This is a genomic window from Pectobacterium aroidearum, assembly GCF_015689195.1.
GTDB classification, from domain to species: domain Bacteria; phylum Pseudomonadota; class Gammaproteobacteria; order Enterobacterales; family Enterobacteriaceae; genus Pectobacterium; species Pectobacterium aroidearum.
Genome location: NZ_CP065044.1, coordinates 995,912 through 1,014,671 on the forward strand (window position 1 = coordinate 995,912; position 18,760 = coordinate 1,014,671).

At 53.5% G+C, this 18,760-nt stretch carries 20 protein-coding genes; 12 read left to right on the forward strand and 8 right to left on the reverse strand.

From position 1 onward, the window contains the following. Positions 1-19 precede the first annotated feature (19 nt). Positions 20-1,846 (forward strand): sensor domain-containing diguanylate cyclase, encoded by a 1,827-nt coding sequence (locus I2D83_RS04440; protein WP_205947615.1) that lies wholly within the window; start codon positions 20-22, stop codon positions 1,844-1,846. On the opposite strand, the gene I2D83_RS04445 is transcribed toward I2D83_RS04440, so the two are convergent. Beyond that, positions 1,815-2,831: a type IV pilus twitching motility protein PilT gene (locus I2D83_RS04445; RefSeq protein WP_205947616.1), complete on the reverse strand. Its 1,017-nt coding sequence runs from the start codon at positions 2,829-2,831 to the stop codon at positions 1,815-1,817. The two genes, I2D83_RS04440 and I2D83_RS04445, sit on opposite strands and share 32 nt — an antisense overlap. Positions 2,832-2,852: 21 nt before the next feature. On the opposite strand from I2D83_RS04445, the gene I2D83_RS04450 reads away from it, so the two are divergent. The 9 genes from I2D83_RS04450 to I2D83_RS04490 all read left to right on the forward strand — a co-directional run bounded on the left by I2D83_RS04450 (position 2,853) and on the right by I2D83_RS04490 (position 8,757). Then, positions 2,853-3,566, forward strand: coding sequence for a YggS family pyridoxal phosphate-dependent enzyme (locus tag I2D83_RS04450; protein ID WP_205947617.1), 714 nt, complete (start codon positions 2,853-2,855; stop codon positions 3,564-3,566). A gap of 90 nt (positions 3,567-3,656) precedes the next feature. After that, on the forward strand, positions 3,657-4,478 hold the full coding sequence (gene proC / locus I2D83_RS04455; protein WP_205947618.1) for a pyrroline-5-carboxylate reductase: 822 nt from the start codon (positions 3,657-3,659) through the stop codon (positions 4,476-4,478). Positions 4,479-4,526: 48 nt separating this feature from the next. Then, positions 4,527-5,081 carry a YggT family protein gene (locus I2D83_RS04460; RefSeq protein ID WP_010295003.1) on the forward strand — a complete coding sequence of 185 codons (555 nt, stop codon included), beginning with the start codon at positions 4,527-4,529 and terminating at the stop codon, positions 5,079-5,081. Further along, complete coding sequence (gene yggU / locus I2D83_RS04465) at positions 5,078-5,368, forward strand: DUF167 family protein YggU (RefSeq protein WP_010279110.1); 291 nt, start codon at positions 5,078-5,080, stop codon at positions 5,366-5,368. Before I2D83_RS04460 ends, yggU begins: the two co-directional genes overlap by 4 nt. Before the next feature lie 17 nt (positions 5,369-5,385). Next, positions 5,386-5,979 (forward strand): XTP/dITP diphosphatase, encoded by a 594-nt coding sequence (locus I2D83_RS04470; protein ID WP_014916538.1) that lies wholly within the window; start codon positions 5,386-5,388, stop codon positions 5,977-5,979. Next, positions 5,972-7,114, forward strand: a complete 1,143-nt coding sequence (hemW, locus tag I2D83_RS04475; protein WP_205947619.1) for a radical SAM family heme chaperone HemW — start codon at positions 5,972-5,974, stop codon at positions 7,112-7,114. Before I2D83_RS04470 ends, hemW begins: the two co-directional genes overlap by 8 nt. Positions 7,115-7,341: 227 nt before the next feature. Further along, entirely contained in the window at positions 7,342-7,602 is a 261-nt protein-coding gene (locus I2D83_RS04480; RefSeq protein ID WP_015841595.1) for a type II toxin-antitoxin system ParD family antitoxin, read from the forward strand. Between the two features lie 559 nt (positions 7,603-8,161). Then, positions 8,162-8,398 carry a hypothetical protein gene (locus I2D83_RS04485; RefSeq protein ID WP_180778631.1) on the forward strand — a complete coding sequence of 79 codons (237 nt, stop codon included), beginning with the start codon at positions 8,162-8,164 and terminating at the stop codon, positions 8,396-8,398. A gap of 113 nt (positions 8,399-8,511) precedes the next feature. Continuing rightward, entirely contained in the window at positions 8,512-8,757 is a 246-nt protein-coding gene (locus I2D83_RS04490; RefSeq protein ID WP_182100624.1) for a hypothetical protein, read from the forward strand. A 72-nt stretch (positions 8,758-8,829) separates the two neighbouring features. Here the strand turns inward: I2D83_RS04490 and I2D83_RS04495 are convergent, their stop codons facing one another. Beyond that, positions 8,830-9,141 carry a hypothetical protein gene (locus tag I2D83_RS04495; RefSeq protein WP_205947620.1) on the reverse strand — a complete coding sequence of 104 codons (312 nt, stop codon included), beginning with the start codon at positions 9,139-9,141 and terminating at the stop codon, positions 8,830-8,832. Between the two features lie 322 nt (positions 9,142-9,463). Between I2D83_RS04495 and I2D83_RS04500 the strand changes: the two genes are divergently transcribed. Beyond that, the gene (locus tag I2D83_RS04500; protein ID WP_015841598.1) at positions 9,464-9,592 is read left to right on the forward strand and encodes an entericidin A/B family lipoprotein; all 129 of its coding nucleotides are present in this window, start codon (positions 9,464-9,466) and stop codon (positions 9,590-9,592) included. Positions 9,593-9,690: 98 nt separating this feature from the next. On the opposite strand, the gene I2D83_RS04505 is transcribed toward I2D83_RS04500, so the two are convergent. Genes I2D83_RS04505 through aas form a run of 3 tightly spaced genes read right to left on the reverse strand, consistent with a single transcriptional unit; the run spans position 9,691 to position 13,558 of the window. Further along, positions 9,691-10,146: a GNAT family N-acetyltransferase gene (locus I2D83_RS04505; protein ID WP_205947621.1), complete on the reverse strand. Its 456-nt coding sequence runs from the start codon at positions 10,144-10,146 to the stop codon at positions 9,691-9,693. A 20-nt stretch (positions 10,147-10,166) separates the two neighbouring features. After that, positions 10,167-11,390, reverse strand: a complete 1,224-nt coding sequence (lplT, locus tag I2D83_RS04510; RefSeq protein ID WP_205947622.1) for a lysophospholipid transporter LplT — start codon at positions 11,388-11,390, stop codon at positions 10,167-10,169. Then, entirely contained in the window at positions 11,387-13,558 is a 2,172-nt protein-coding gene (gene aas / locus I2D83_RS04515; RefSeq protein ID WP_205947623.1) for a bifunctional acyl-ACP--phospholipid O-acyltransferase/long-chain-fatty-acid--ACP ligase, read from the reverse strand. The genes lplT and aas overlap by 4 nt, the downstream gene beginning before the upstream one ends. Before the next feature lie 634 nt (positions 13,559-14,192). Between aas and I2D83_RS04520 the strand changes: the two genes are divergently transcribed. Beyond that, on the forward strand, positions 14,193-15,848 hold the full coding sequence (locus I2D83_RS04520; protein ID WP_205947624.1) for a methyl-accepting chemotaxis protein: 1,656 nt from the start codon (positions 14,193-14,195) through the stop codon (positions 15,846-15,848). A gap of 278 nt (positions 15,849-16,126) precedes the next feature. Here I2D83_RS04520 and I2D83_RS04525 read toward each other — a convergent pair whose 3' ends face one another. The 3 genes from I2D83_RS04525 to I2D83_RS04535 all read right to left on the reverse strand — a co-directional run bounded on the left by I2D83_RS04525 (position 16,127) and on the right by I2D83_RS04535 (position 18,670). Then, positions 16,127-17,116: an IS110 family RNA-guided transposase gene (locus tag I2D83_RS04525; protein WP_205947469.1), complete on the reverse strand. Its 990-nt coding sequence runs from the start codon at positions 17,114-17,116 to the stop codon at positions 16,127-16,129. A 316-nt stretch (positions 17,117-17,432) separates the two neighbouring features. Beyond that, positions 17,433-17,900, reverse strand: coding sequence for a GNAT family N-acetyltransferase (locus tag I2D83_RS04530; protein WP_182100620.1), 468 nt, complete (start codon positions 17,898-17,900; stop codon positions 17,433-17,435). 2 nt (positions 17,901-17,902) lie between these two features. Then, the gene (locus I2D83_RS04535; protein ID WP_180778624.1) at positions 17,903-18,670 is read right to left on the reverse strand and encodes an FCD domain-containing protein; all 768 of its coding nucleotides are present in this window, start codon (positions 18,668-18,670) and stop codon (positions 17,903-17,905) included. Positions 18,671-18,760: the final 90 nt, after the last annotated feature.

Genomic DNA, 18,760 nt, shown 5'->3' on the forward strand with positions numbered 1-18,760 from the left:
AATATAGGCAGAGATAAACATGAATAATCAGTCAGTTGATTTGATTACCAGGTTTGACAGTGAAGCCAAACTACACGCACTTGATTCCATTTATGCCATCGCCGAATTCGATCTGGCAGGGAAACTGGTTGAGGCCAATCCTCTTTTTTGCAAAATGCTAGGCTATAAAAAAGAAGATATTATTCAGAAAAATCACACGTTTTTTCTGCCAGAAGCACAACGTAAAAAACACGATCATTTTTGGCACGATGTGGTTAAAGGAAATATCAACGCAGGGGAATTCCAGCGAAAAACCCAAAAAGGAGAAATTATTTGGCTCCATGCGGCTTATACGCCAATTATCGATGACAAAGGCCGACATATCGGCATCATAAAACTGGCAACGGATATTACGCAGGAAAAACTTCTCGTGTCAGAACATCGTGCACGGTTAGATGCGATTGAGAACGCCCAAGGCGTCATTGAGTTTGATAAAGATGGCTATATCACTCATATCAATAAACATTATCTGGTGCTGACAGGCTATGAGGAAAAAGACTTACTCGGTCAGCACCATCGTCTCCTCTGCAACCCTGTTGATACTGAACAAACAGAGTATCAAACATTTTGGGAAACCTTACACCGCGGCCACCCCATCAGCGGACGATTCCATCGACTGGGCAAAGGCAGCCATTCATACTGGATACAAGCGACCTACAGTCCGATCATGGATAGTGACGGCAATGTGCGAAAAATCATTAAATATGCCCACAACATCACGCAAAACGTCGAAACCGAAAAGAAAGCCCATCAGCAAGGCATCATTCTCGATATCCTATTGTCAGTCCACGACAGCTTTCTCCTCGACCATAATTTGCTTTCCGCCTGCGACAAAGTCTTTGAGCGACTGCTTAATGTCACCAACAGCACCTTTGGCTTCATTGCCACGTTGCAGGAAGACGAAGACGGCCAGTCGCTATACCTTCCCGCGATATCCAACCTTACCTGGGATGAAGAAACCCTGAACTGGTACAGAAACCAGCGCAGAACCCACGGCGGCCTGAGGATCCGTAAACTGGATAATCTGTTTGGTCACGTGGTGACCCACAATACGGTGGTGTGCACCAATAACCTGCTGAGGCAAAAGGCAGGACGGGATCTCCCGCCCATCCACCCCGCACTGTATTCCCTGCTTGGTATTCCTATCACCCACAACGGCAAAGCGCTTGGCATGATCGCGCTGGCCAATCGCCGGGAAGGTTACGATCAAACGATGATCGAGCTGCTGGCTCCGCTGGTGAAGACGCTTGGCATCATCATTCACGCGCGTTCACTGGAAGATGAGCGTACACAGATAGAAGCCTCACTGCGCTTTAGCGCGGGGCATGATTTTCTTACTGGCCTGCCGAATCGCAGCAGCTTCTTCGAACAGGCCAATGCCTTTTTTCTCCACAATCAGCAAAACCAGCAGACGGATAAAAGCTGTCTGGCCATTATTGATATCGATTTATTCAAAAACATTAACGATCAATATGGCCATCTGGCTGGCGATGCGGTCCTCAAAGAGCTGGCAGTGCTCATGCGCATGTCGCTGCGTCAGGAAGATCTGGTCGCCCGCCTCGGCGGTGAGGAGTTCATCATCCTGTTAAAAGATATCTCTTACCAAACGGCGATGATGACCATTGAGCGTATTCGTAAAGCGATTGAGCTGCACACGCTGGAATACGATCGCCAGACTCTGCATTTCACGATCAGCGCAGGCATCGCCGCTTACCGTTCCGATCTTGCTTCCGTTGAGGACTGGATTCAGTTAGCCGATGCAAACCTCTATGCGGCTAAACGGCAAGGGCGCAATTGTGTGAAATAAGCCCATCCCGACAGCGCTGCTGGTAGCTTTGCTCGAACGTTTGCATGCCCGCAGCCGTTCCCGTTTGAATCAGGCCGGGAAGCTGATACGTTTTCCCTTCCCGAATCAGGTTGCCGACTGCCGCTGTCGCCGTCAGTACTTCATAAAGCGCAATGCGGCCGCCGTGTGCAGAAGGCAACAACCTTTGCGTCACCACGGCCTGCAAACAGGTGGATAGCTGACTGCGAACATAGGCTTTCTCTTCACCAGGAAAGACGTCAATCAGACGATCGACCGCCTGCGATGCACTGCGCGTATGCAGCGTGGATAGCACCAGATGACCGGTTTCCGCCGCCGTCAGCGCCAGCCGAATCGTCTCCGTATCGCGCAATTCCCCCAGCAGAATCACATCGGGATCTTCCCGCAAGGCGGCCCGTAGCGCCTGTGCAAAAGACGCGCTGTGCGCACCGATCTCTCGCTGTTGAATCAGGCAGCGCCGGCTGGCATGGATAAACTCGATCGGATCCTCCAGCGTAATCACATGGCGATCGCGACTGTCATTTAACGCCCCGAGCATTGCCGCCAGCGTCGTGGATTTACCGCTCCCCGTCGCTCCGGTAATCAGGATCAGCCCGTTCGGTTTCTCCAGCAACGTCGACAGAACGGGTGGCGCATGTAGCCCGTCCAATGACGGCTGAACGGACGGGATAATACGCAGCGCCGCGGACAGCCCTTCTCGCTGACGAAACACATTTACCCGCAGACGCAGCCCATCAGGCAGCATTAACGCGCCGTCTATCTGACCAAACTGCCGCAATTGTTCTCTCTGAGCGGGTTCAAGCCAGGCATCGCACCATTGTGCCACCTGCTCTGACGTTAAACGTGGTAAGGTATTTTCAGACTGTAGCCGCCCATCGACACGTAACACTGGCGGATGGCCGCTACAAAGGTGCAGATCTGAGGCATTATGTTTTACACTACGCGCTATCCACTCATCCAATTCCATAGATTAACCTCCTGAATAACCATGACGACAATCCAGCAGAATCTACAGGACATCCGGCAACAAATCGCCACCGCCGCTGCGCATTGCGCGCGTGCGCCAGAAGACATTACGCTACTTGCAGTCAGTAAAACCAAACCTGTGAGCGCGATCGAAGAAGCCATCGCGGCAGGGCAACAGGCGTTTGGCGAGAACTATGTTCAGGAAGGCGTGGAGAAGATTCATTATTTCCAGGAAAACCACCCGGATACACCGCTGGAATGGCACTTTATCGGCCCGTTACAGTCAAACAAAAGTCGGCTGGTGGCCGAGAATTTTGACTGGTTTCATACCGTAGATCGTTTGCGCATCGCGCAACGTCTGAGCGAACAACGTCCGGCCACGCTGCCGCCGTTAAACGTTCTGTTGCAGATTAATATCAGCGGCGAACCGAGCAAATCCGGCATTATGGTCGATGAACTGGCGGAACTCGCCGCCAGCGTCGCCGCGCTGCCCAACCTGCGCCTGCGTGGCCTGATGGCGATCCCTGCACCGGAAACCGATTATGAACAGCAGTTGGTCGTTTTCAAACAAATGGCAGCACTGTTCCAAACGTTGTCCGCAACTTATCCGCATATTGATACACTCTCTATGGGGATGACGGACGACATGCGCGCGGCGATTACCGCTGGCAGCACGCTGGTGCGTATTGGCACGGCAATCTTTGGCGCGCGGGACTATGCAGCAAAAAGCGTATAACCAAACCATCAGCCAAAAGCGCATAAACCGCAGAGGCACGCCCTGAACGGCACGTCATCTTTGACAAACAGGTGAGCAACGAGGATGCAGATGCAGCAACGTAAAATAGCGTTTATTGGTGCCGGAAACATGGCGCAGGCCATTATCGCCGGATTAGTCAACGGCGGTTACTCCGCTCAACATATCAGCGTCTGCGCGCCTTCGGGTAAGAACCGCGATGCGCTGGCTGCACAATACGGCGTGATCAGCAGCGCAGACAATGTCCGCTGCGCTCAGGAAGCGGATGTCATTGTTCTGGCCGTCAAACCGCAGATGATGGCAACAGTTTGCGAACCGCTGCATGAACAAGTCAACTTCTCCGGTAAACTGGTACTCTCGATTGCGGCAGGCATCAGTATCGCGCGTTTCCAGGCACTGCTGGGAGAACCGCTGAATATCGTACGAATTATGCCAAATACGCCGTCTCTGGTCGGAAAAGGCATGAGTGGGATGTACGCCCCCGCCTCCGTCAGTCAGGCTGATAAAGATTTCACCGCACAGCTGATGCAGAGCGTCGGTAAAATTTGCTGGGTGGATAGCGAATCGGGCATTAACGGCGTGATCGCCGCAGCGGGCAGCGCACCGGCCTATTTCTTCCTGTTTATGGAAGCCATGCAGCAGGAAGCCATCCGTCAGGGGTTCAGCCAGGAAACGGCTCGCCTGCTGGTGCAGCAGGCCGCGTCGGGCGCCGCCGCGTTGGTTGAAGCCAACCCCGATACGGCGCTGTCAACGCTGCGGGAGAATGTCACCTCTAAGGGCGGCACCACGGCAGAAGCCCTGCGGGTATTTAACGAACAGCAGTTGACGCAAACCGTGGCTGAGGCCATGCAGGCGGCGATTGCTCGCGCACAGGAAATGGAAACGCTTTTTTAACCAAAGCGGATTCCCCGATTCTTTATCTTATAAGGAAAAGACGTACTTATGCTCACCCTGACTTTTCTGGTCAAAACGCTGGTCGACCTCTATGTAATGGTCCTGCTGCTACGCATCTGGATGCAGTGGTCACGCAGCGATTTCTATAACCCGCTGTCGCAGTTTGTCGTCAAAATCACCCAGCCGATTGTCGGGCCGCTGCGCCGCATTTTGCCGTCATTAGGGCCGATTGACAGCGCCTCGCTGCTGCTGGCTTTTATTCTCACGACGATCAAATACCCGTTACTGCTGTTGATTCAGGTTGGCGCGATTTCCCTCAGCCCAATGAACCTGCTGGTCGGGCTCATTTCGCTGATAAAATCCGCCGGCTATCTGGTCTTCTGGGTCATCATCATCCGTTCCATCATGAGCTGGGTCAGTCAGGGCCGTAGCCCTATTGAGTATCTGCTGCATCAGTTGACCGAACCGCTAATGGCGCCGCTCCGTCGCATTATTCCGGTCATGGGCGGCATTGATTTCTCTGCGATGGCCGTCATTCTGATTCTGTATATGCTCAACTATCTGGGCATGGACCTGTTCCCGGGGCTGTGGTTCCTGCTGTGAGTGCGATTACCCGCCACGGCGATGCGCTGGTGATTCGGCTGTATATTCAGCCGAAAGCCAGCCGGGATCAGATCGTGGGTTTGCATGGCGACGAACTGAAAGTCGCCATTACCGCACCACCGGTTGATGGGCAGGCCAATGCCCATCTGACCAAATTTCTCGCCAAACAGTTTCGGGTCGCCAAGAGTCTGGTCGTGATTGAAAAAGGCGAACTCGGGCGGCATAAACAGATTAGAATTACCCATCCGCAACACATCCCGGCTGACGTCGCGGACTTCATTGAATAAACACGCAGGACAAGACGATGCAAAAAGTGGTTTTGGCTACCGGAAACCCCGGTAAAGTGCGCGAGCTCGCCAGCTTGCTGGCCGATTTCGGTCTGGATATTGTGGCGCAGACCGAACTGGGCGTGGATTCTGCCGAAGAAACCGGCCTGACCTTCATCGAAAACGCCATCCTGAAAGCACGTCATGCGGCGCACATCACAGGGCTACCGGCGATTGCCGATGATTCTGGTCTGGCTGTCGATGCGCTGGGTGGCGCGCCGGGCATTTACTCGGCACGCTACGCAGGCGTGGATGCCAGCGACCAGCAAAATCTGGACAAGTTGCTGCTGACATTAAAAGACGTACCGGATGAACAACGCCGTGCCAGCTTCCACTGTGTTCTGGTATATCTGCGCCATGCGGAAGACCCGACGCCGATTGTCTGCCACGGTAGCTGGCAAGGAGTACTGACGCATGAGGCGGCAGGCAGCGGCGGCTTCGGCTATGACCCGATCTTCTTCGTGCCTGAACTGGGTAAAACGGCAGCAGAACTGACGCGTGAAGAGAAGAACGCGCAGTCTCACCGCGGTCAGGCGCTGCGCTTGCTGCTGGATGCGCTACGCAATGCTTAAGCTTCCCCCGCTCAGCCTGTACATCCATATTCCGTGGTGCGTACAGAAATGTCCGTACTGCGATTTCAACTCTCACGCGCTGAAAGGCGACGTGCCGCATCAGGAATATGTCGATCACCTGCTGGCGGATCTGGATGCCGATTTGCCGCTGGCGAGCGGTCGTGAACTACACTCGATCTTTATCGGCGGCGGTACGCCCAGCCTGCTGAGCGCGGAAGCGATGCAGGCGCTGCTCGACGGCGTTCGGGCAAGAATTCCGCTAACACCGGATGCCGAAATTACGATGGAAGCCAATCCCGGAACGGTTGAAGCCGATCGTTTCAGCGGCTATCAACGCGCAGGCATTAACCGTATCTCCATCGGCGTGCAGAGTTTCGATCCACAAAAGCTGACGCGCTTAGGGCGTATTCACGGCCCGGACGAAGCCAAGCGCGCTGCGCACCTGGCGACCGGTCTGGGATTACGCAGCTTTAATCTGGACCTGATGCACGGCTTACCGGATCAATCGCTGGACGAAGCGCTGGACGACCTGCGTCAGGCCATCGCGCTCAATCCACCACATCTGTCCTGGTATCAGCTCACCATCGAACCCAATACGCTGTTTAGCTCGCGCCCGCCGACGTTGCCAGACGACGACGCGCTGTGGGACATCTATGAGCAGGGCCACGCGCTACTGAGCGCCGCCGGTTACCAGCAATATGAAACCTCTGCCTATGCTAAACCGGGCTATCAGTGTCAGCACAACCTGAACTACTGGCGCTTCGGAGACTATTTGGGAATTGGCTGCGGGGCACACGGCAAGCTGACCTTCAGCGACGGCCGCATTCTGCGCACGGTCAAAGTTCGCCATCCGCGCGGCTATATGCAGGGCACGTATCTGGATAAACAGCACGAGGTTGCTAACGACGATCGGCCATTTGAGTTCTTCATGAACCGATTTCGCCTACTGGAAGCCGCGCCACGCGCGGATTTCACGGCGTACACGGGGCTGGAAGAGCACAGCATTCGCCCGCAGTTAGATCAGGCGCTGGCACAAGGTTACCTAACGGAAACCGCCACGCACTGGCAAATCACCGAACACGGTAAACTGTTTCTGAACTCCCTGCTCGAGCTGTTTCTGGCGGAAGAAGAGTAATCATTCCGTGGGCAGGTTTTTCTGGTAAACCTGCCCATTGCTTCTCACCCTATCTCTCCTTTTGCAAGGCTTACAGCGCTTATGTCGAGCCGCCTCCCTTTTCCATCACGCGCCGTTTGCACACAGCGTGAAAATCCTTTTTCCTTGTGCTGGACGACGATGTCATCGTTAAGTACGCTACAGGCTTCTGATAAGAATAAATCTTACATCTGAGTACCGGAGGCATGATGGCCAGAACCATGACAATTGACCTTGGAGATGAACTTCGCCATTACGTGGAATCGCTGGTGGAATCCGGTGATTACCGCACGCAGAGTGAAGTCATTCGGGAAGCGCTGAGAATGCTACGGGAAAAACAGGCGGAGTCAGACCTGCAAACGCTGCGTCAGTTAATCGCTGAAGGGATAAACAGCGGAGAGCCACAGGAGTGGAATAAAGATGAATTCTTGCAAAAAATCAGAAACAGGACGCGAACAGCCACCCGATAAAATCAAGCTAACACCACAGGCGCAACACGACCTAGAGGCTGGATAGGACAGAGCACAATCGCATCGGATTGGCTGTAATGAGCGAGGCGCGGACGTTAAATTGCTGGAATATTTATGGAGGAGAATGACCAGATATATCCAAGAACACTCTACATCGGCCTGCCGTTTTTCTCCCAATAACAATTTTGGTGTACAGCAATACTAGTTTACGTATCCTTGTCTCGATTAGCATAGGGAACACACCTCGATATGGGTGCTCAAGAAATAGAAATTGGTGAAGACAATAAAAGGGAGGCGTGATGTTTACCCCGGAATTTATAAATGAAGAACGCGGAGAGTTTCTCCTTGTAGCCAACCACAGCTTGGCATCTCCGGAATCTATACAATTCAGTATTGCGTATAATCTTGCCAGAATATCTTACGGGCTATCACAGCTTCCACCGCACATTCGAACCTGCCGAGTCGTCTATGATATCAGAGGCCAATCAATACCTGACGTGGTCCTGAGCCAGGTCAACCACGCGCTTGAGCAGGTAGCCATTGTGGAGTTTAAACGCTGATGGGACTCCAATTAATTGTAAAAGCAAAGCGTAATAAGATAGAGAAAGCTTTGGGTTTACTGACGTCAGAATGTGAAATTTTCCCGGTTGCAGAAGACCTTTTTGGTATTTCAATTCCGGAGCGAAGTCTCTCATCCGTGGGTGAAGATGTCGTTCTACACAAACTTAAACAACTAAAGCGTTTTGACCTTTGGCAGGGATCTTGGCAAGAATCCAAGCGATATTGGTTCCGGTGAGGTAGGAGAGGATGTTTTAGATTCGACTATTTTCTTAGCTTCTGGGGTCAGGAATAATTACCATGTAGAGTAGCTTTTATTACCCCAATTACTGCTCTGGGTACATCGACCATATGAGTAAATTACAAAAACTAATTGCCGCCGAGCATACCACCTTTTCACCCTACTCCAACCTCCCAGCGACGGCAATATCTCGTATCGCATCAAAATGCCAAAGGGATGAAGTTGTCGAAGCCCATATCCGAATAAAGGAACTCAATGCTGAGTTAGCCACAGTACCTGATTGGGATGGTGATACACAGGACGACATCTGGAGGGCCATCGAATTGTTCAGAGCAATCCTAGCGAAGGTGAGATAATAAATGACCTTGATATCAGTTCCTGACACGAATCCGCACACAGCTGCGATTCTTGGGAACTAAGAACAAAAGCTAGTCCATTATAGCAGATGGTTTTTCATTCTCGGGCAACCAATAGCCGCCACTGCCATGGTAGGTTTCAGCTCCCAATACGAATTGAGTTCCGCAATGCTTACATACAAAATGATAATCAACTATATCGCCCCATATCATCTTTTCAGCACACTCATGAAAGCTGTATTGGTTCCAATCATCAGTTGCTTTAATTTCGGTCAGAATCCCTTCGCTGAGAGCATGCTTCGCAATACGGATTGCCTTCCGTAATTGTTCAGGTTGACGGATAACGTATTTAACACATAGCTCTAGGCACTGCTCGCAACTCATCAAACAATCTCCATACAGATGATTTCTTGCCCTGGTTTATCCTAATCACTCACCACTATAAACAAATCAAATTTCCCCCTCTCTTTACACATGATATCTATGTCCGTTCCTGACACAGGGCTACCTGTCAAAATTAAGTTCAGCTCCGTACCCGTACCAAATCAAGCCTGAGCCACTACACATCAGCAGCAACATAATCTCAAACAATATCAGCCGGTTCACACTAAACGAGGATTGAATTTTTACCTGCGGTTATGCCACAGTAGAAATCTATCGCATTCTGTTTATTGCCCTGTTTATCAACCACCTGCGGGTAACGATGATGAAACGTATAACAACGATCGTAGTGGCGCTGCTGGTCACGGCAGCATTGAGCGGCTGTAACACCACGCGCGGCTTTGGCCAAGATGTGCAAAAACTCGGTAGCACAATTTCCCACGCCGCTAGCTAACTCACCGTCAAACAACAAAAAACCGGCTATACGTTAGACGTTAGCCGGTTTTTTTTACGCAGTAGCATCTATTCCTTCCGATGCACACTCAATACTCTTCAGAATGCCGACAACATATCAATATGCGGAATACCGTCTTCGTCGTATTCTTCGCCGGTCGCCACAAAGCCGAATGCGCCGTAGAACGCTTGCAGATGAGCCTGTGCGGACAGGAAAAGGTGTTTTTGCGGCCAGTGGCGTGCGCAGGCAATCAGCGCGTGTTCCATCAGTTGATGCCCCAGATGTTGCCCACGGGCGTGTGGCGCGACAATCACACGCCCGATAGTCACCACATCATTGTTCGGATGAGGCGCGAGCAGGCGGGCATACGCGGCCAGCTTGCCGTCGCGATAGGCCGCAATGTGGCGATTGCCTTCCACCAGATCGCGGCCATCAATATCCAGATAAGGGCACGCTTGCTCAACCACGAAGACCTGACTGCGCAGCGACAATATGTCATGCAGCGAATACACATTAAGATCTGCCACATCCCAGTCATGCCATATCAGACTCATTGCTACCCTTCCTATTTCGTTTATTCCGCACCGGCGGAACGATCGCGGCGCTTAGCCAGAACCAGCCATACCCACAGCAGCGCAATCGCCAGCGCAAACAAGACGCCAAAGCCGATTCCGATAGCGATAACCGAAACGCCCAGTTTCACCACCAGAGAATAGAGCCCAAGCATTAACAGCATAGCGCCGTTCTCACCCAAATTCTGTACGGCGATCGCATTACCCGCACCGACGCTGGCCTTCCCACGCTCCTGCAACAGCGCATTCAGCGGGACAATGAAGAACCCTCCGAGCGCTCCCAGCAGAATCAACAGGGAATAGGCGCTCATGAGGTTATGCTGAAGTGTAAAAATCACCACCACTACGCCAATAAGGAACCCGGCAGGCAGGCAGCGCCGCACGCTATCGAGCGTCACCAGCTTCGCCGCTGCGCCAGCTCCCACCACGATGCCCACCGCCACCATCGCGTTAAGCAGCGTCGGCGTCGCATTGTCCGTAATCCCAAGCGCATGCGGCACCCACAGCACCAGCAGGAAGCGCAGCGTCACGCCTGCGCCCCAGAACATGCTGGTGCCAACCAGCGAGAGCCGGGCGTCACCATCGCGCCACAGCACCCGACAGGCGGAAAAGAAGCTGCTCGCCATCTGCACCGGATGCCACGGCTGTCCCGGCCGTGCCGCGTTGAGGCGAGGAATCAGCATATTCGCCCCCAACGCCACGCCGTAAGCCACCGCACAAATCGACAGCGCCCCGTAAATATTCCAGTCGGCCAGCACGCCGCCTGCGACTGAACCGGTCAGGATCGCCGCAATAGTCGAGGCTTCCATCAGCCCATTCGCTTTGACCAACTGGTCGCCACGCGTGATCTCACCCAAAATGCCGTATTTCGCTGGGGAATAAGCCGCAGCGCCAACCCCTACCAGCGTGTACCCCAGAAACGGATTCCCGCCGACGCAAATCAGCAGCGCGCCCGCCAACTTCAGGGTATTGGCGAACATCATCACCTGCCCTTTGGAGAAGCTATCCGCAATTTGTCCAACAAACGGTGCCAGAATGATGTAGGCGGCGACAAAGCCCATCTGCAAAAACGGCTGGCTCCAGTCGGGATACACCAGCTGTTTGATCAGCGCTAACGTGGCAAACAACAGCGCATTATCGCCAAACGCGGAGAAGAACTGCGCGATAATTACCGCGTTCATACTGCGCGACAGCAAAGGTGTCGCGGGTTCAGTCTGTTGACTCATGCGCTCTGCTCCGATGCGTTAGTGACAGGCTCTTCGGCCATGTGGCGCAGCGTGACAAAGTCAGGCTTGCCGCTGCCGAGTAGCGGTAAGGCTTTCACATAGCGAATATCACGCGGCACGGCCAGCTCCGGCACGCCGCTACTGCGAGCCTGTGCAAGCAGCACGTCACGGGTAATCTGGCTGTCTGTCGTAAACAGCACCAGCGCCTCGCCTTTGCTGCTGTCGCTTTTCGCACTGGCGGCATGCTGCGCTTCCGGCGATACCTTCACCGCCAGCTGTTCCACACTTTCGAGCGACACCATCTCCCCCGCCAGCTTGGCAAAACGCTTCACGCGCCCGATGATGGTACAGAATCCTTTCTCATCCAGTTCGACGATATCACCTGTGTCATACCATCCCTGCTGCAATTCACCTTCTGCGTTTTCTGCCGCTGGCGCTTCGAGCACGCCGGGGTTTTCCACCCGCAGGTAGCCTTTCATGATATTCGGCCCGCGCAGTTGCAGGCGGCCACCGCGTGTAATACCCGGCACCGTAATCAAGCGCGATTCGATTTCCGGCAACAGCAGGCCAACAGAATGGATTTTCGTCGCCATCGGCACGTTGATCGCCACCACCGGCGCGCACTCGGTCACGCCGTACCCTTCCAGAATGCGGATACCAAATTTGTCCTGCCAGACCTGACGCGTCGTTTCAGACAGCTTCTCAGCCCCGGCAACCACATAGCGCAAACGAGCAAAATCATACGGATGGGCAAAGCGTGCGTAGTTGCCTAAAAACGTAGACGTCCCAAACAGCACGGTACAGTTCTGGTCGTAAACCAGCTCCGGCACAATGCGATAGTGCAGCGGGCTAGGATAAAGAAATACGCGAGCGCCCGTTATCAGCGGTGTTAACAATCCCACCGTCAGGCCAAACGCATGGAACAGCGGCAGTGCAGACATAAAGCGGTCACGCGGCGTGAAATCCGCTACCGTGCGAATCTGCTCGACGTTCGCCAGCAGGCTGTCATGGGAATGCACGACGCCTTTCGGGTTCCCCTCGGAACCGGAGGTAAACAGCACGATAGCCGCATCATCGGGTTTCTGCGGCAGCATCGCGCGGGCAGGAAACAGCAGATGAAACAGGATCCACAGCTTATCCGCTAGCGTCACCGTGTCTTTCAAATCTTCCAGATAGACCCAGTTGGCTTCGCTGACCTGCTTCGGCAGATCCGTCAGCTTGCCCTTTTCAAGAAACTGGCGAGACGTGACGATCGTTTTGATGCCCGCCGCTTTCATCGCGCTTTGCAGCCCTTTGGCGCCAGCGGTGTAGTTCAGCATGGCCGGAATGCGGTTACGCAGCGATGCGCCCAGGATCGATGCCGCCGTAATGGTCGCGTTGGGCAACAGCATACCGACATGCTCATCCGCACGGGTGAAACGCTGCAAAATGCGCGACACGCCCAGCGATTTTTTCAATAAGCCCTGATAGTTGTCTTCGTTGAAGGAGATATCCGCGATGCTAGGGGAACGTCGTCCGTAACGGGTTCTCGCTGCCAGAAAGGCTTCATACAGCGTGTGCTGCGGGCGCGTTTCCATCCGCGCTTTCATCATAATCTGGTGCAAATGCTCACCGGCCAGCGCACGACGCGTTCTGGCGCTGTCGGCTTCCGGCATAGGCAGCGTCGTAGGGGGCAAGTACGTGATCGTAATCTGCGGGAAGCAGCGGCGTTTAAACACGCCCGCCAGCCGGCCAAACGGCGTGAACTCAGCGCCATCAATGCGCACGGGGATGATCGTTGCTCCGGATTTCGCCGCAACAAACGCCGCTCCGCTGTAAATCTTCATCAGCGATCCGGTGACGCTGATGCGTCCTTCAGGGAAAACCACGACGGGCTGGCCGCGTTCGATCACTTTGATCAACCCTTTGATCGCCAGAGGTTTGGTGGGATCCAGCGGCACAAAGTCGATATACGGCTTCAGCCAGCGCATAAACCAGCGATCGGAAATCGAGGAGTACACCGCAAAGACGGGTTTTATCGGTAAGAATAACGCCAGCAAGGCACCATCAAGGAAAGAGACGTGATTGGGGGTGATGAGCAATTTGGATTGCTGAAACTGGCTGCTGTCGCCCTCGATCCGGATGCGGTACAGACGCTGGAACACCCAACGTAACAGGGTATGAATCATGCCTTCTCCCAATAGACAGATAAACGGGCGGTTTGCTGAAGCGCAAAACCACCAGGCGATACGTCAAAATACTACATACATATCATACTTCAAGTGATGGGTACGCGGCTGAACGCGAAGATTGCCGTCGGCACATCATTCGCATAGCATGAAAATCACTGGAGATAACGAAAGCGGGAAATTCAGGCAAAAAAAAACCTACGCATCCGCGTAGGTTGGTGTAATCAAATGGTTTCAATGTACAGAGCACATCGATATATCACCAATCAATACCTCTGGGACTTGTTACTCTAAGGATCGCCACTTATCTTCACCAGCGATGAATCGAAAGAGTTATTCTATAAGTGCAACCAACTGTAAAATTCTAGCGAATCATGTAAGGCAACCGCCTTTTCACCGCCCTTTCACCAGATAAATGCCGTTATTTTCCCCTAAAGGTTCCTTTTCTCTCCGATTCCGTTTTTTCGCTATTCTCCCGCCCGCTCACATTTCCGGGTTTTTTATGGGTAAATGACCACGCAAACACAGGGGCATTAGTCCACTTTTTCAACAGAATCAATCAGAAAGTGAAGAGTAGGATCGCGGAGTCTGCATGGGGCAGACGCTGAATTTAACCAGGTGTGTATAACGAATAATGAAGAACTACAAAATAGGTACCCGACTGGCCGGCGGCTTTGGCCTGCTTATTGCGCTTTCGCTGGCCATGCTGACCAGCGGCATTTATCAACTTAACCAGGTGTCCAGCAGTACGAAACAGATGATGCAAGAACCGCTGCGCAAGGAGCGGCTGGCATCGGACTGGCATGCTACGCTCGTCGCTGGCGTCCAGCGCAGTATGGCGGTTGCCCGCAGCAATGACGATTCGCTGGTTGAGCTATTTGCGGCGGAAAACACCCGCGCCAGTAAAGAAAGCGGTAAACGACAGGAGGACTTTGCCAGCCTGATCTCTACGCCAGAAGAAAAAGCGTTATTCGATAAAGTTGGCGAATATCGTCAGTCCTACATTAAAAAACGCGATGCGATTATCACGGAAAAAGGCGCGGGCAATTTCGATCGCGCCAGAGCGCTCTTCGACAACGAGTTCGTTCCGGCTTCCAACGGCTATCTGGCCAGCGTGGAAGCGCTGCGTGACCATCAGCGCGCCAGCATCGACCAAATGGGGCAAGACATCAACACTGGCGCCAGCCGTGGCGATCTCATCCTCGCCGTCACGGGCGCGCTAAGTGCCATCATCGGCGTCCTGATCGCCTGGGTGCTCACACGCAGTATCGTGCAACCGCTCGCGCGGGCAGTACGTGCGACACAGGCCGTCGCAGCAGGCGATCTGACGCATAACGTGCAGCCGGAAGGACGCGATGAAGCCGCCCAACTGCTGCATGCCCTGCAAGACATGACGGTGCGTCTGCGCACTATTGTTGGCGAAGTTCGTCAGGGTTCCGAATCGATTGCCGGCGCATCTTCACAACTTGCCGCAGGCAACATCGACCTGTCCAGCCGCACGGAAGAGCAAGCCAGTGCGCTACAGGAAACCGCCGCCTCCATTGAGCAGTTAAGTTCGACGGTCAGACAGAATGCTGATAACGCGCGTCAGGCCAACCAACTGGCACAATCGACTACACAGCAAGCGCAATCGGGTGGACAGTTGGTGACGGAAGTGGTGGAAACGATGGGCGCGATCGATTCCTCATCGAAGAAGATCGTCGATATCATCGGCGTTATCGACAGCATCGCGTTCCAGACCAACATTCTGGCGCTGAATGCCGCCGTAGAAGCTGCGCGGGCGGGAGAACAGGGTCGCGGTTTCGCCGTGGTCGCCAGTGAAGTACGCAGTCTGGCACAACGTAGCGCCTCTGCCGCTAAAGAGATCAAAGAGCTGATCGACCGTTCCGTTCAGACAGTGGAAGCGGGCAACCGGCTGGTGGTACAGGCGGGCGCGTCGATACAGGATATCGTCAACGGCGTGCGTAAGGTCAGCGATCTGGTTGGCGAAATTAGCTCTGCCAGCAATGAGCAGACGATGGGGATTGAGCAGGTGAACGTTGCGGTTAACCAGATGGAAGTGACGACCCAGCAGAATGCCTCGCTGGTGAATGAAGCCTCAGCCGCCACGCAGTCTCTGCAACAGCAGGCCGCACAGCTGGCCGAGACGGTCAGCCAGTTCCGCTTGGGCAACAGCCATCAGCTCGCCCGTACGCCAGCGGCAGCGCCCACGTTAGCCCTGCAACCCGCGCTGGCCGCGCCGGGTAAGAACGTGGCCACAGCCGGTGAAGGTGACTGGACATCGTTCTGATGCCATATTCCCTTCAGCTCTCCTCTGCACAGTGGAAGCGCTACGACTTACTAATGGGTTTTGCCGTTATCTGGCGTAAAAATTATGCATCGGTGGGCTTGGCCGCCGAGTGAGCGGCATGGACGCCGCGAAAGCCAGTGCCGCGTCGGGAACGCGTCACTGGCGGCTCGGTTAGCGGTCAAGAGTACCGATGGAACCGCGTAGCGGCATAATTTAGCCTTAAGCCTGGGGTCACGGGGCGAGCGGCGCTTGAGTAACCGTGTTGCCGGTCAAGCATTTTAATGGGTTACTATCCCATAATTTTTATCATAGGGTTGCTGAGTATGAAGTACGCCATAACATAGATGAACCAATTTCCTCATCGCCGCACCTATTGCCAACATCTTCGACTTTCCTTTTAGCAACAGCCGTTCGTACTGCGCTTTTACATGATGATTATGGCTGATGGCAGCTATGGCACCCATATAGAGTTTTGCCCGAATGCCTGGTGGCCCTATTTTTGATAACCTTGCCCGACCACGTACCGAGCTGCCTGAGCGACGTTCAACAGGGATAACCCCCAGATATGAGGCCACCTGTTCTGCACTCCTAAAGTTATTGCTTCGGATTATTGCTAGCATGTTCCATCCGATTTGTTCACCAATACCACTAATCGACTTCAGAAGTGTCAGGTCATTTTTTAGCCTAGGATGCTTATCTATATGCTCCGCGATCAGACGCTCAATCCTTGCCAGTTCGTCCTTTAAATTTTGCTCAATCGATTCCAATGACCCCAAAATTTCTTCTGGAGGTCTTGTGGATTTTAGCGTGTTCAGACGATTTTCTATGCGTTGTTTATCATTCAGCAGATTATCCCTGTGCTGTAGCAATGCCTTGAGTTTCCTTACTGCTTCCGAAGGGGGAGCCCAGCTATCCGGTTGTTTTAAGCAGCCGTAACAGGCAAGCACATAAGCATCAACCTTATCCGTTTTGGTCAATATCCCCATTCCTTTGGCGAATTCTCGTATCCGATGTGGATTTATCACGGACACCAGAATACCAGCCTGATGGAGACCATAGGCCAGGTGTTCGTGATAAATACCGGTGGATTCTATTATGATATGAGCCTGAACGGGCTCGCACTTTTGCAACGCTAACCATTGCGCCAGAGATTCTGTCGAGCTTGTGCCATTGGGTAAAACTTTTGTCTTACGCTTACCTTTAATGCCATCAACCAATAAGCACACATCAATAAAACGTTTACTGATATCAATACCGACGTAATACATAATGATTTCCCCTTTCACAGAAACCGTCACGCCCGTTCCGCTTGTACATTCAGAGTCAATTCAATGCTCTTGGTAACCGTTCAATGTCAGTGTTGGCGTGAAAGGTGAAACAGAGGGTTTTAACTCAATCACAAGGTTTATCTTTGCCGCCCGTTGAAACTCTCTCTGTCCCATGTGGGGATAGCTAATCACCACATGGGATAAGATACAAGCCGTCCCGTGTCGGGCGCGTGCTACGAGCTAGCATGAAAATAACGGTATTATCGCGCACGAAACTGCCTCTGAATTTGCATAGAAACATGACCAAGGGGACCACCTACAGCGGCTGGTGATACAGCCGCACGGCTTTATCCGGGTAATCCAACCCATCGCCAATGTAACGCCAGCCGTGTTTTTCGTAATAGCCGCTAAACGTGGCGTACAGGTAGAGATCGTCAAAGCCCCGACGGCGGCAGAAGTCCAGTACGTGCTGTTGCAGCGCGATGCCTAACCCTTTATCACGCTGGCTTTCTTCCACATACAGCGAGGCCAGCCAAGGGGTCAGATCCTGTCTGCTGATTAAATCGCAGCGCCAGAGCCCTACCGTTCCGACTAAGCGCTCACCCTCCAGCGCGATAAACGTCAGCGGCAGCGCCGCAGGGTTCAGGCTATTGCGTACCACGCTGGCAAAGAAGTCACGGCTGTTCTGGCTGCCGAACGCCTGCCATATCCAGTCAATCACCTGTTCCTGATGCTGAGGATAATCCGCCAGATAAACGATGCTTACCCCAGAAATGTCCGCCATGATTACACCAGCTTCCCCTGAAAAATCGGCACAGAATCAAATAAATAGCCGTCAAACTCCGGGGCATCGGCGTCAGAGATTTCCATCAGCGTATTTTTGACATTTTCGAGGTGCTGCCACATGGCCTGATAAGAACCGGACACATCGCGACGCCGCAGCGCCGCCAGAATAGCCTGATGATCCGCCAGCCATTTCAGGCGATAGCCCTGCGTCCCGACGTGGGTATAAAGCTGCTGCCAGAGCGCGTTATCGTCGCGGCACGCCCAGATATTGCTGACCGTCTCCAGCAGCATCTGGTTTTGTGTCGCCCCGGCAATTTGCAGGTGGAACAAGCGATCGAAATCACCACGGTAATCTTTTCCGGCAATCGCCGCCTGCTCTTGCTCCAGCGTCTTGCGCAGGTTTTCGATATCTGCCCGCGTCGCCATGCGTGCCGCAAACGCCGCAATGTTGCTTTCCAGCAGTTGACGTGCCTGTAGCATTTCAAACGCGCCGATATGGTTTTTAGCGCCATCAGCCGTGTCATCTTCATCGGGAATGCGCAGGACATACACCCCGGAGCCCTGACGAATATCGACCGTGCCTTCCAGCTCAAGCATCAGCAGCGCTTCGCGCACTATCGTCCGGCTAACGCCATAGGTTTCCGCAATATTTCGTTCAGGAGGAAGGCGCGATCCAACGGGGTAATCCCCTGACTGGATCTTCTGACGCAAATCACAGCCGATTTCCTGATATTGCTTCTTCTCTTGCAGAACCACATCCTTCGCCACGCTTTCACCCTACATGCACTGTCGCCCTGAGTGTGGGCCGGACGTCAGGCCCACACCGAATGTATCCAGCCGCGTACTGACGCCGCGGTG

Excerpts from the sequence above, each read along its gene's own strand:
- I2D83_RS04490 (WP_182100624.1), top strand. The coding sequence starts at position 8,512 with ATGAGTAAATTACAAAAACTAATTGCCGCCGAGCATACCACCTTTTCA.
- I2D83_RS04470 (WP_014916538.1), top strand. The coding sequence starts at position 5,386 with ATGCAAAAAGTGGTTTTGGCTACCGGAAACCCCGGTAAAGTGCGCGAG.
- I2D83_RS04440 (WP_205947615.1), top strand. The coding sequence starts at position 20 with ATGAATAATCAGTCAGTTGATTTGATTACCAGGTTTGACAGTGAAGCC.
- I2D83_RS04450 (WP_205947617.1), top strand. The coding sequence starts at position 2,853 with ATGACGACAATCCAGCAGAATCTACAGGACATCCGGCAACAAATCGCC.
- hemW (WP_205947619.1), top strand. The coding sequence starts at position 5,972 with ATGCTTAAGCTTCCCCCGCTCAGCCTGTACATCCATATTCCGTGGTGC.
- I2D83_RS04525 (WP_205947469.1), bottom strand. The coding sequence starts at position 17,116 with ATGTATTACGTCGGTATTGATATCAGTAAACGTTTTATTGATGTGTGC.
- I2D83_RS04495 (WP_205947620.1), bottom strand. The coding sequence starts at position 9,141 with ATGAGTTGCGAGCAGTGCCTAGAGCTATGTGTTAAATACGTTATCCGT.
- I2D83_RS04480 (WP_015841595.1), top strand. The coding sequence starts at position 7,342 with ATGGCCAGAACCATGACAATTGACCTTGGAGATGAACTTCGCCATTAC.
- I2D83_RS04520 (WP_205947624.1), top strand. The coding sequence starts at position 14,193 with ATGAAGAACTACAAAATAGGTACCCGACTGGCCGGCGGCTTTGGCCTG.
- proC (WP_205947618.1), top strand. The coding sequence starts at position 3,657 with ATGCAGCAACGTAAAATAGCGTTTATTGGTGCCGGAAACATGGCGCAG.
- I2D83_RS04460 (WP_010295003.1), top strand. The coding sequence starts at position 4,527 with ATGCTCACCCTGACTTTTCTGGTCAAAACGCTGGTCGACCTCTATGTA.
- aas (WP_205947623.1), bottom strand. The coding sequence starts at position 13,558 with ATGATTCATACCCTGTTACGTTGGGTGTTCCAGCGTCTGTACCGCATC.
- I2D83_RS04530 (WP_182100620.1), bottom strand. The coding sequence starts at position 17,900 with ATGGCGGACATTTCTGGGGTAAGCATCGTTTATCTGGCGGATTATCCT.
- I2D83_RS04500 (WP_015841598.1), top strand. The coding sequence starts at position 9,464 with ATGAAACGTATAACAACGATCGTAGTGGCGCTGCTGGTCACGGCAGCA.
- I2D83_RS04485 (WP_180778631.1), top strand. The coding sequence starts at position 8,162 with ATGGGACTCCAATTAATTGTAAAAGCAAAGCGTAATAAGATAGAGAAA.
- I2D83_RS04505 (WP_205947621.1), bottom strand. The coding sequence starts at position 10,146 with ATGAGTCTGATATGGCATGACTGGGATGTGGCAGATCTTAATGTGTAT.
- I2D83_RS04445 (WP_205947616.1), bottom strand. The coding sequence starts at position 2,831 with ATGGAATTGGATGAGTGGATAGCGCGTAGTGTAAAACATAATGCCTCA.
- lplT (WP_205947622.1), bottom strand. The coding sequence starts at position 11,390 with ATGAGTCAACAGACTGAACCCGCGACACCTTTGCTGTCGCGCAGTATG.